This is a genomic window from Staphylococcus sp. GDY8P94P (assembly GCF_017892255.1).
Taxonomy (GTDB): Bacteria; Bacillota; Bacilli; order Staphylococcales; family Staphylococcaceae; genus Staphylococcus; species Staphylococcus cohnii.
This window is the reverse complement of record NZ_JAESKU010000007.1, coordinates 113,315-125,655: the sequence shown is the minus strand read 5'-3', so window position 1 is coordinate 125,655 and position 12,341 is coordinate 113,315. Positions and strand designations below refer to the sequence as shown.

8 protein-coding genes are annotated in these 12,341 nt (G+C 33.1%); all 8 read left to right on the top strand.

Features of this window, described 5'->3' with window-relative positions; all coding sequences use genetic code 11:
- The first annotated feature begins 83 nt into the window (after positions 1-83).
- The 8 genes from tsf (at position 84) to KA926_RS03970 (ending at position 12,175) form a co-directional block, all read left to right on the top strand.
- Positions 84-962, top strand: coding sequence for a translation elongation factor Ts (gene tsf, locus KA926_RS04005; protein ID WP_107384728.1), 879 nt, complete (start codon positions 84-86; stop codon positions 960-962).
- Between the two features lie 134 nt (positions 963-1,096).
- The gene (gene pyrH / locus KA926_RS04000) at positions 1,097-1,819 is read left to right on the top strand and encodes a UMP kinase (protein WP_019468449.1); all 723 of its coding nucleotides are present in this window, start codon (positions 1,097-1,099) and stop codon (positions 1,817-1,819) included.
- A gap of 16 nt (positions 1,820-1,835) precedes the next feature.
- On the top strand, positions 1,836-2,390 hold the full coding sequence (gene frr, locus KA926_RS03995) for a ribosome recycling factor (RefSeq protein ID WP_107384729.1): 555 nt from the start codon (positions 1,836-1,838) through the stop codon (positions 2,388-2,390).
- 227 nt (positions 2,391-2,617) lie between these two features.
- Positions 2,618-3,379 carry an isoprenyl transferase gene (locus tag KA926_RS03990; RefSeq protein WP_192946724.1) on the top strand — a complete coding sequence of 254 codons (762 nt, stop codon included), beginning with the start codon at positions 2,618-2,620 and terminating at the stop codon, positions 3,377-3,379.
- A 17-nt stretch (positions 3,380-3,396) separates the two neighbouring features.
- Positions 3,397-4,173: a phosphatidate cytidylyltransferase gene (locus tag KA926_RS03985; protein ID WP_192946723.1), complete on the top strand. Its 777-nt coding sequence runs from the start codon at positions 3,397-3,399 to the stop codon at positions 4,171-4,173.
- A gap of 307 nt (positions 4,174-4,480) precedes the next feature.
- Entirely contained in the window at positions 4,481-5,767 is a 1,287-nt protein-coding gene (gene rseP / locus KA926_RS03980; RefSeq protein ID WP_192946722.1) for an RIP metalloprotease RseP, read from the top strand.
- A gap of 17 nt (positions 5,768-5,784) precedes the next feature.
- A complete protein-coding gene (locus tag KA926_RS03975) occupies positions 5,785-7,485 on the top strand; it encodes a proline--tRNA ligase (protein ID WP_210143637.1) in 1,701 nt (566 codons plus the stop codon).
- 373 nt (positions 7,486-7,858) lie between these two features.
- Complete coding sequence (locus tag KA926_RS03970; RefSeq protein WP_210143636.1) at positions 7,859-12,175, top strand: PolC-type DNA polymerase III; 4,317 nt, start codon at positions 7,859-7,861, stop codon at positions 12,173-12,175.
- Positions 12,176-12,341: the final 166 nt, after the last annotated feature.

Here is a 12,341-nt window from a genome sequence, read left to right as displayed (position 1 = left end):
AAATGGGTGATAAGATATATAAGCTTATCACCTTTTTTTAAAATAAATATATTAAAATTCATTAAATAATGGAGGAATATGAAATGGCAATTTCAGCTAAACTTGTAAAAGAATTACGTGAAAAAACTGGCGCTGGTATGATGGATTGTAAAAAAGCGTTGACAGAAACTGATGGTGATATTGATAAAGCTATTGATTACCTACGTGAAAAAGGTATTGCAAAAGCAGCTAAAAAAGCTGACCGTATCGCTGCAGAAGGACTAGTACATGTAGAAGAAAGAGGAAATGAAGCAGCAATCGTAGAAATTAATTCAGAAACTGACTTCGTAGCACGTAACGAAGGTTTCCAAGAATTAGTAAAAGAAATTGCTATCCAAGTGTTAGATAGTAAAGTAGATACTGTTGAAGCTTTATTAGAATCTGAATTAGCTGACGGTAAATCTGTAGATCAACGCATGAAAGAAGCAATCTCTACAATCGGTGAAAAATTAAGTATCCGTCGTTTTGCAGTTAGAACAAAATCAGATAGTGATGCATTTGGTTCATATTTACACATGGGTGGACGTATCGGTGTATTAACAGTTGTTGAAGGTACTACTGATAGCGATGCTGCTAAAGATGTAGCTATGCATATTGCTGCGATTAACCCTAAATATGTTTCATCTGAACAAGTAAGTGAAGATGAAATTGCTCATGAAAAAGAAGTGTTGAAACAACAAGCTTTAAACGAAGGAAAACCAGAAAAAATCGTTGAGAAAATGGTTGAAGGTCGTTTACGTAAATATTTACAAGAAATTTGTGCAGTTGACCAAAACTTTGTTAAAGATCCTGATCAAACAGTTGAAGCTTTCTTAAAATCAAAAGGTGGAAAACTAGTTGACTTCGTACGTTATGAAGTAGGCGAAGGTATGGAAAAACGTGAAGAAAACTTTGCTGACGAAGTAAAAGGACAAATGAAATAATTTTTCATAGTTTGAACAAGAAAGAAGACACCTTTTTGTGCTCCGTATGAAAGACTTACTTTTATATTGGAAGTTCTACTGTGTCTTCTTTACTTGTATCAAATACATATTTTCACAATAGAGAGGATAAGACAATGGCTCAAACTTCTAAATATAAACGTGTCGTTTTAAAATTAAGTGGTGAAGCACTAGCAGGTGAAGATGGATTCGGGATTAATCCGATAATTATTAAAAGTGTTGCTCAACAAGTAGCTGAGGTAGCAAAAATGGATTGTGAGATTGCAGTGATTGTTGGTGGAGGAAATATCTGGAGAGGTAAAACTGGTAGTGACCTTGGTATGGATCGTGGCACAGCTGATTATATGGGCATGTTGGCTACTGTTATGAATGCTTTAGCACTTCAAGATAGTCTAGAACAATTAGAGTGTGATACACGTGTGTTAACTTCTATAGAGATGAAACAAGTTGCAGAACCTTATATTCGTCGTCGTGCAATTAGACACTTAGAGAAAAAACGAGTTGTGATATTTGCAGCTGGCATAGGTAATCCATACTTCTCAACTGACACAACTGCAGCTCTGCGTGCTGCTGAAGTAGAAGCAGATGTTATCTTAATGGGCAAAAATAATGTTGATGGTGTTTACTCTGCAGATCCTAAAAAAGATGAAAATGCAGTTAAATATGAACATTTAACGCATATTCAAATGTTACAAGAAGGATTACAAGTCATGGACTCAACAGCATCTTCTTTCTGTATGGATAACAATATTCCATTGAATGTGTTCTCTATTACAGAAGAAGGAAATATTAAACGTGCTGTGATGGGTGAAAAAATAGGAACATTAATTACAAAATAATTTAGAGGTGTATAATATGAGTGACATAATTAATGACACGAAAACAAAGATGAAAAAATCAATTGATAGTCTTTCAAGAGAATTAGCCAACATTAGTGCTGGTAGAGCAAATTCAAACCTTTTAAATGGTGTTACTGTTGATTATTATGGAGCACCAACACCTATACAGCAACTTGCTAGTATCAGTGTGCCAGAAGCACGTCTTTTAGTCATTTCACCATACGATAAATCATCAGTGGCTAATGTTGAAAAAGCAATTAATGCAGCAAACTTAGGTGTGAATCCATCTAGTGATGGTGAAGTAATCCGTATAAGTGTACCTGCATTAACAGAAGAACGTCGTAAAGAGCTTGTAAAAGAAGTTAAAAAAATTGGCGAAGATTCTAAAGTTGCAGTTAGAAATGTGCGTCGTGATTCGAATGACGAGCTTAAAAAACAAGAGAAAAATGGTGACATCACTGAAGATGACCTAAGAACTCAAACAAATGAAGTTCAAAAAATAACTGACGATTCTATAAATGACATTGATAAATTATTAGAAGAAAAAGAACAAGATATTATGTCAGTATAAACATGGTAATTATGATATGAATTTCTGTGAGTAAATATCTATCTTTTAGTTGTTTGATATTGAAAATAAAGCATATTATAAATTTATCTGAACTGTATCAAATCAGACTTTGGTACAGTTTTTTTATTTGTTTATTCATTGCGCTTATCTAGTATGATAAAATGATAGATAATTGCATTTAGAAGCTAATATAAAAAGCAGAGATGATAACGCTCGGAGGAAATACCATGTTTAAAAAGCTAAACAAGAAAAAAAACCAGCCTAACGAATCCAACATTGACTTGGATTTACATAATGTACCTAATCATATAGCAATTATTATGGATGGCAATGGACGCTGGGCTAAACAAAGAAAGCTGCCTAGAATAAAAGGCCATTACCAAGGTATGCAAACAATCAAAAAAATAACTAAAGAAGCTAGTGATTTAGGTATTAAATATTTAACGTTGTATGCATTTTCAACTGAAAATTGGACTAGACCTAAAAATGAAGTTAATTATATAATGAACCTACCAGTTAATTTCTTAAAAACCTTTTTACCAGAATTAATAGAAAATAATGTTAAAGTAGAAACCATTGGTTTTTTAAATGATTTACCAACAGCAACACTTGAAGCTATAAATAAAGCAAAAGACCAAACCAAAGATAATACAGGTTTAAAACTGATTTTTGCAATTAACTATGGCGGACGTGCTGAAATTGTCCATAGTGTAAAATCAATTTATGAAAAATTATCTTCAGAAGGCTTATCCAGTGAACATATTACAGAACAATTGATTAACGAACATTTAATGACCCACCATTATCCTGATCCAGACCTTTTAATTAGAACCTCAGGTGAACAACGAATTAGTAACTTTCTTATCTGGCAAGTATCTTACAGTGAATTTATATTCAATGAAAAATTTTGGCCAGATTTTGACAAAGAAGAATTAATAAACTGTATTAAAATTTATCAATCTCGTCAAAGACGTTTTGGGGGATTATAGATAGTTAGGAGAATAGTATGAAAGTTAGAACTTTAACAGCAATAATAGCACTTATTGTTTTTCTACCTGTATTGTTAAAGGGTGGGCTTGTACTAATGCTTTTTTCATATTTATTAGCGTTTATAGGTCTCAAAGAATTGTTAAATATGAATATGATAAAGTTCTTATCCATCCCAGGAATTATAAGTGCATTAGGAATTTTAATTATTATGATACCGCAAGAAGCAGGTACATGGGTAAATGATTTACAATTAAAATCTTTGATAGCAATGAGTTTTATTTTATTAAGTTATACTGTGCTATCTAAAAATAGATTTAGTTTTATGGATGCTGCTTTTTGTTTAATGTCTATAGCTTACGTAAGCATAGGTTTTATGTATCTTTATGAAACAAGATCAGAGGGATTACATTACATACTGTTAGCTTTCTTAATTGTGTGGTCTACTGATACTGGTGCATACATTTTTGGTAGATTAATGGGCAAACATAAATTATGGCCTGTAATTAGTCCTAATAAAACAATTGAAGGATTTATAGGTGGTATTATTTGTAGTCTGATTGTTCCACTTATAATGGTGATGTTTATAGACTTTAACATAGCAATATGGTTATTGCTATTATGTACAGTTATTTTGAGTATGTTTGGTCAGCTAGGAGATTTAGTGGAGTCAGGTTTTAAACGCCATTTTGGTGTGAAGGATTCTGGACGTATTTTACCTGGTCATGGCGGAATATTAGACCGATTCGATAGTTTTATGTTTGTTTTACCGTTATTAAATATATTCTTAATTTAAGTGATTTTGAAAGAAATGATTTGCTTTTAAAATTGTATAATTGAAAAATAAAAGGAGTTATTAATTTAAATGTTGATGTTTGATCATATGAGACATTTAAATTTTTAACTCCTTTTCATAAGTTTATAAAATGAAGCGCATATATTTTAAAAGGTAAGTCGTGAAAATTTATTATACTGTATAAAGTTACGTGTATCAGTCGGTAGTGTTATGTTATAATTTTATAATCAAAAGCATTAAATTTTTTGTATATTATAATAATATAAAATAATGGAACAATCTTACGGAAAATATGAGGTGTATCAATTTGAGTTTTCTAGTGACAATTATTTCTTTTATAATCGTATTTGGTGTTCTTGTAACGGTTCATGAATACGGTCATATGTTTTTTGCAAAAAGAGCTGGCATTATGTGCCCAGAATTTGCAATTGGAATGGGGCCAAAAATTTTCAGTTTTAGAAAAAATGAAACTTTATATACCATTCGTTTATTGCCAGTTGGAGGATATGTAAGAATGGCAGGTGACGGGTTGGAAGAACCGCCCGTTCAACCAGGTATGCATGTAAAGATAAAATTAAATAATAAAGATGAAATCACACACATCATTTTAGATGATCAACACAAATTCCAACAAATTGAAGCAATGGAAGTTAAGCAATGTGATTTTAAAGAGGATTTATATATAGAAGGTGTAACTGCTTATGATCAGCAAAGACATCATTATCATATTGCTGACAAAGCTTACTTTGTTGAAAATGGTAGTTTAATTCAAATTGCTCCTAAAAACCGACAATTTACACACAAGAAACCTTATCAAAAATTCTTAACACTGTTTGCGGGTCCTTTATTTAACTTCTTACTTACATTAGTATTATTTATAGGCTTAGCTTATTATCAAGGTACACCAACAAATACAGTTGATAAAGTTGCACAAGATAGTCCAGCAGCGCACGCTGGCTTAAAAACAGGTGACACTATCGTGAAAATTGATGACAAATCTATCGATAGTAAATCTGATATAGATCAAGCAATGTCACAGGTTAAAGACAAAAAGACACAAATTAAAGTAGAACGAGATGGCAAAACAGAAAATTTACAAGTAAAACCGAAAAAATACGAACAAAAAGTAACTAAAACACATTCAGAAACAAAATATTTATTAGGCTATACTGCTTCTACTGAACATACAGTATTTAAACCTATTGCTGAAGGTGTAAAACAAACAATTGTAGCTGGGAAACTGATATTTACTGCGATTTTAAGTATGATTGCGAGCATTTTTACAGGTCAATTTTCATTTGATATGTTAAATGGTCCTGTCGGTATTTACCATACTGTTGATTCTGTTGTTAAAACAGGCATTATCAATTTAATTTCTTGGACAGCATTGCTCAGTGTCAATTTAGGGTTGATGAATTTATTACCAGTCCCAGCACTTGATGGCGGACGTATCTTATTCGTAATATATGAAGCGATTTTCAGAAAGCCATTAAACAAAAAAGCAGAAACTACCATTATTGCGATTGGTGCAGTATTTGTATTAATTGTTATGGTCTTAGTGACATGGAATGACATTCAACGTTATTTCTTATAAAAGGAGAGAGCATGTAAATGAAACAATCTAAAGTTTTTATACCAACGATGAAAGAAGTACCGGCTGCAGCTGAAGCTTTAAGTCATAGACTTTTGCTAAAAGCAGGATTAATTAAACAAAGTACGAGTGGCATATACAGCTATTTACCGTTAGCTGCAAAAGTTTTGAATAACATTGAAACAATTGTAAGACAAGAAATGGAACGTATTGATGCTGTGGAAATTTTAATGCCTGCGTTACAAAAAGCAGAACTATGGGAAGAATCAGGTCGGTGGAATGCGTATGGTCCAGAACTGATGCGTTTAAAAGATAGACATGGTCGTGAGTTTGCACTTGGGCCAACACATGAAGAGCTTATAACGTCTGTGATAAGAGATGAGCTTAAATCATATAAACAATTACCACTTACTTTATTCCAAATACAATCTAAATTTAGAGATGAAAAACGTCCTCGTTTTGGGCTGTTACGTGGTCGTGAATTTATTATGAAAGACGCATATTCGTTTCATGCGGATGAAACTTCTTTAGATGAAACCTACCAAGATATGTATCACGCATATGATCGCATATTTAAACGTGTGGGAATTAATGCACGACCAGTAGTTGCAGATTCAGGTGCTATTGGTGGAAGCCATACACACGAATTTATGGCTTTAAGTGAAATTGGTGAAGACACAATTGTTTATAGTGAAAATAGTGATTATGCTGCCAATATTGAAAAAGCTGAGGTTGTATATCATCCTGATGAAAAACATGATGATGCAGCACCATTAACAAAAATAGAAACACCTCAAGTACATACAGCACAAGCATTAGCAACATTTTTAGAAAAGCCATTGGATGAAATTACAAAATCTATGGTATTTAATGTCGATGGTGAATTTATTATGGTACTTGTACGTGGTCACCATGAAATTAATGATGTGAAATTAAAAGCATTCTTTGGTACTGATCACATCGAATTAGCAACAGAAGATGAAATTAAAAATTTATTAGGCGCATCTCCTGGTTCACTTGGACCAATTTTTGATAAAAATATCAAAGTATATGCTGATAACTTTATAAAAGATTTAAATAATATTGTTGTAGGTGCTAACGAAGATGGTTACCATTTATTGAATGCAAATGTAGGGCGTGACTTTGAAATAGAAGCGTATGGCGACTTTAGATTTATTTTAGAAGGTGAAGCCTTAGCTGATGGATCAGGTGTTGCTAAATTTGCTGAAGGAATTGAAGTCGGGCAAGTATTTAAACTTGGTACAAAATATTCTGAAGCAATGAATGCAACATTCTTAGATAATCAAGGCAAAGCCAAACCTTTATTAATGGGATGTTATGGTATAGGTATTTCAAGAACTTTAAGTGCGATTGTTGAGCAAAATAATGATGAAAATGGTATTATATGGCCTAAATCAGTGACGCCATTTGATTTACATTTAATTACAATCAATCCTAAAAAAGAAGAACAACGTGAATTGGCCGATCAACTATATACACAATTAAAAGAAACATACGATGTACTATATGATGACCGTAAAGAACGTGCAGGTGTTAAATTTAATGATGCTGATTTAATTGGGTTACCAATTAGAGTAGTAGTTGGCAAAAATGCTGCAGAAGGTATCGTAGAAGTTAAACGACGTGATACAGGTGAAAGTGAAGATGTTCAAATTGATAACTTAAATCGTTATATTAATGACTTATACCTAAGTATATAAGTCAGCAATTTACTTTTAAAAAGTAATTGCTATGACAAATGATATGTATGTTAAACAATTAAGAGCAAATATCATTTTTATCAATGAATATATTTGTATATGGGTAAGTTGAATTTTTAAGATTAACCTGTAATTTGGTAAATAGTCGCCTTATTTAGGGGAGCGGGAAAGCGAAATCGAATGAGTCATATTTGATTTCATTTCCGCTCTTATTTATTATTAGTAACCATATTGTAAAAGTAGTAGAGTTTAAGTATTAGAAATTAATGATTTTCCGTTATAAGATAGATAATGTAAAAAATACATACGCGACAGTTAAAGAAATGATTGGAAATAGTAACGTAGTGTAATTAATAGTAAGGTGGTTATCGTCATGTCAATGACAAATCAAGAAAAATTTAAAGTCTTAGCTGATCAAATTAAAATTGCAGATCATTTGGATCCAGAAATTTTAGCACAAAGTGAATTAACGCGTGTAGATGTTAAAACAACTGATCGTATTTGGGTATTTCAGATAACATTTCCATATTTTTTACCAATAGAAGATTATCTGTTATTTATGAATGCAATCACTGAAGAATTTAAAACAATTGCCAAAGTTGATTGTAATTTTACAGTTACGAATAAAGTGAATCAAGACGAATATGCCTTGAAATACTTTAGTTATTGTATTGATCAAACGCAATTATCACCAAAAGTAAAAGGTCAGCTTAAGCAAAAGCGCTTAATTATGTCAGGTGATGTTCTCAAAGTCATGTGTCAGAATGATATAGAACGGGATCATTTTGATAAAGCTTGCAATGGGAGTTTGATTAAAGCATTTCAACAATGTGGATTTGCAATCAGTAGTATCATTTTTGAAACTGATCATACTTCAAATGGAGACGATTTAGCATCATTAGAGGCACATATACAACAAGAAGATGAGAAAAGTGCTCGTGAAGCCACTGAAAAGTTAGAAAAGATGCGCGCTGAAAAAGCCAAACAACAAGATAATAACGAAAGTGCTGTAGCTAAATGTCAAATTGGTAAACCGATTCAAATAGAAAATGTAAAACCTATTGAATCAATTATCGAAGAAGAATTTAAAGTTGCGGTAGAAGGTGTTATCTTTGATATTAATTTAAAAGAATTGAAAAGCGGACGTCATATAGTTGAATTAAAAGTTACAGATTACACCGATTCATTAGTGTTGAAAATGTTCACTAGAAAAAATAAAGATGATTTAGCTCATTTTAAAGCGCTTAGTGTTGGTAAATGGGTACGAGCACAAGGTCGAATAGAAGAAGACACATTTGTACGTGACTTAGTAATGATGATGTCAGATATTGAAGAAATAAAAAAAGCAGTTAAACAAGACAAAGCAGATGAGAAACGCGTAGAATTTCATTTGCATTCATCCATGAGTCAGATGGACGGCATTCCGAATATAAGTGCATATGTAGACCAAGCAGCCAAATGGGGCCATAAAGCGATTGCAATTACTGATCATAATGTGGTTCAAGCATTTCCAGATGCGCATGCTGCAGCTGAAAAAAATAATATTAAAATGATATATGGTATGGAAGGCATGTTGGTTGATGATGGTGTGCCTATAGCTTACAAGCCACAAGATATTGATTTAAAAACTGCAACATACGTTGTTTTTGACGTTGAAACAACAGGTTTATCTAATCAGTATGATAAAATTATTGAACTCGCAGCTGTAAAAGTAAAAGAAGGAGAAATCATTGATAAGTTTGAACGTTTTAGTAATCCACATGAACGTTTATCTGAAACAATCAAGAATTTAACGCATATCACAGACGATATGCTCGTCAATGCGCCTGAAATTGAAACAGTATTAACAGAGTTTAAAGAGTGGGTCGGTGATGCGATATTTGTAGCACATAATGCATCATTTGATATGGGATTCATAGATACCGGTTATGAAAAAACTGGTCTAGGTGCATCAACGAATGGTGTGATAGATACACTTGAACTTTCCAGAACTATCAACACAGAATATGGTAAGCATGGTCTGAATTTCTTAGCTAAAAAATATGGTGTAGATTTAACACAGCATCACAGAGCGATTTATGATACTGAAGCAACAGCTTATATTTTTATAAAAATGTTAAAACAATTAGAAGAAGCGGAAGTTTATAATCATCAAGATATTAATAAATCGTTATCTAATGAAGATGCGTATAAACGTGCACGTCCAAATCACGTAACGCTTATTGTGCAAAATCAACAAGGCTTGAAAAATTTATTTAAAATAGTAAGTGCATCTTTAGTTAAATATTATTATAGAACACCTAGAATTCCACGATCACTATTAGATGAATATCGAGAAGGTATTCTTGTTGGTTCTGCATGTGATGAAGGTGAAGTATTTACTGCAGTAATGCAAAAAGATCAATCTCAAGTGGAAAGAATAGCAAAATACTATGATTTCATCGAAGTTCAGCCACCTGCATTATATCAAGATTTAATAGATAGAGAACTGGTGAGAGATAATGAAACGTTGCATGAAATTTATCAACGCCTTATTCGAGCTGGAGATGTAAATGATATTCCTGTCATTGCTACAGGGAACGCGCATTATCTAAACGAACATGATGGTATTGCACGAAAAATTTTAATTGCATCACAGCCAGGTAACCCGTTAAATCGTAGTACTTTACCTGAGGCACACTTTAGAACAACAGATGAAATGTTAGATGAATTGCATTTCTTAGGTGAAGCAAAAGCACATGAACTAGTTGTTAAAAACACGAATGAATTAGCAGACCGTATCGAACGTGTAGTTCCGATAAAAGATGAATTGTATACGCCGCGTATGGAAGGTGCTAATGATGAAATACGAGATATGAGCTATGCCAATGCCAGAGCATTATATGGCGAAGATTTACCACAAATTGTAATCGACCGATTAGAGAAAGAACTTGAAAGTATCATTGGGAATGGATTCTCTGTTATATATTTGATTTCGCAAAGACTTGTTAAAAAATCACTGGATGACGGTTACTTAGTAGGTTCACGTGGCTCTGTAGGTTCGAGTTTTGTAGCGACAATGACTGAAATTACAGAAGTTAATCCATTACCACCGCATTATATTTGCCCACAATGTAAAGAAAGTGAGTTCTTTAACGATGGATCCATTGGCTCTGGTTTTGATTTACCAGATAAAAAATGTGGCACATGTGGTTGTGAATTGATTAAAGAAGGGCAAGATATTCCTTTTGAAACTTTCTTAGGCTTCAAAGGTGATAAAGTGCCTGATATCGACTTGAACTTTAGTGGTGAGTATCAACCTCAAGCTCATAATTACACAAAAGAATTGTTTGGTGAAGACAAAGTCTTTCGTGCCGGTACTATTGGTACGGTGGCAGAAAAAACAGCTTTCGGTTTTGTGAAAGGATTTTTAAACGATCAAGGCATTCATAAAAGAGGAGCTGAAGTTGACAGACTCGTGAAAGGTTGCACGGGTGTTAAACGTACAACAGGACAACATCCAGGTGGCATCATCGTTGTCCCAGATTATATGGATATCTACGATTTTACACCTGTTCAATTTCCGGCAGATGATCAATCATCAGCTTGGATGACAACACATTTTGATTTCCACTCAATACATGATAACGTATTGAAACTGGATATATTAGGACACGATGACCCGACCATGATCCGTATGTTACAGGATTTATCAGGTATTGATCCTAAAACGATACCTGTTGATGATAAGGAAACCATGGGGATTTTTAGTTCACCAGAACCATTAGGTGTAACATCAGAGCAAATTTTATGTAAAACTGGTACATTTGGTGTGCCTGAATTTGGTACAGGATTTGTTCGTCAAATGTTAGAAGATACCAAACCAACTACATTTTCAGAATTAGTTAGAATATCTGGATTATCACATGGTACGGATGTTTGGCTAGGTAACGCACAAGATTTAATACGCTCAGGAACTTGCGATTTATCAAGTGTCATTTGTTGTCGTGATGATATTATGGTTTATCTAATGTATAACGGTTTAGAACCTTCACTAGCCTTCAAGACAATGGAATTTGTGCGTAAAGGTAAAGGGCTTACGGATGATATGGTTGAAGCAATGGTAGACAATGAAGTGCCTGATTGGTATTTAGATTCATGTAGAAAAATTAAATACATGTTCCCCAAAGCGCATGCTGCAGCATATGTGTTGATGGCGGTACGTATTGCATATTTCAAAGTCCATTACCCACTTTACTACTATGCAAGCTACTTTACGGTGCGTGCATCTGATTTTGATTTAATCTCAATGATTAAAGATAAAGAAGGTATTCGAAATACAGTAAACGATATGTATTCACGCTACATGGATTTAGCCAAAAAAGAAAAAGATACATTAACTGTATTAGAAATCATGAATGAAATGGCGCAACGTGGTTATCGTATGCAACCGATAAGTTTAGAGAAAAGCAAAGCATTTGATTTTATCATTGAAGATGATAGTTTAATTCCACCGTTTATTGCTGTTCCTGGATTAGGAGAAAACGTTGCGCAACGCATAGTTGAAGCACGTGAAGAGGGACCGTTTTTATCTAAAGAAGATTTAAATAAAAAAGCTGGCTTGTCACAAAAAGTCATTGAGTATTTAGACGAACTTGGTTCATTACCTGACTTGCCAGATAAAGCACAATTATCAATATTTGATATGTAATCGTGCAATATAGTGATTGAAATTGAATATCAAAATGTTAAATGTATAAAAATTTGATATTAGTTATTGTCATACTATATGAAAAGATATAGTTGTTTGTATAGGAAATAAACATATGGTATAATAATATTGCTTAAAAAATTAGACTCAGGCAGGAAGAGTGGGC

What these genes read in the sequence shown, in the direction of transcription:
- frr (WP_107384729.1), top strand. Translation starts at nt 1,836, where the DNA reads ATGAGTGACATAATTAATGACACGAAAACAAAGATGAAAAAATCAATT.
- pyrH (WP_019468449.1), top strand. Translation starts at nt 1,097, where the DNA reads ATGGCTCAAACTTCTAAATATAAACGTGTCGTTTTAAAATTAAGTGGT.
- KA926_RS03975 (WP_210143637.1), top strand. Translation starts at nt 5,785, where the DNA reads ATGAAACAATCTAAAGTTTTTATACCAACGATGAAAGAAGTACCGGCT.
- KA926_RS03970 (WP_210143636.1), top strand. Translation starts at nt 7,859, where the DNA reads ATGTCAATGACAAATCAAGAAAAATTTAAAGTCTTAGCTGATCAAATT.
- KA926_RS03985 (WP_192946723.1), top strand. Translation starts at nt 3,397, where the DNA reads ATGAAAGTTAGAACTTTAACAGCAATAATAGCACTTATTGTTTTTCTA.
- tsf (WP_107384728.1), top strand. Translation starts at nt 84, where the DNA reads ATGGCAATTTCAGCTAAACTTGTAAAAGAATTACGTGAAAAAACTGGC.
- KA926_RS03990 (WP_192946724.1), top strand. Translation starts at nt 2,618, where the DNA reads ATGTTTAAAAAGCTAAACAAGAAAAAAAACCAGCCTAACGAATCCAAC.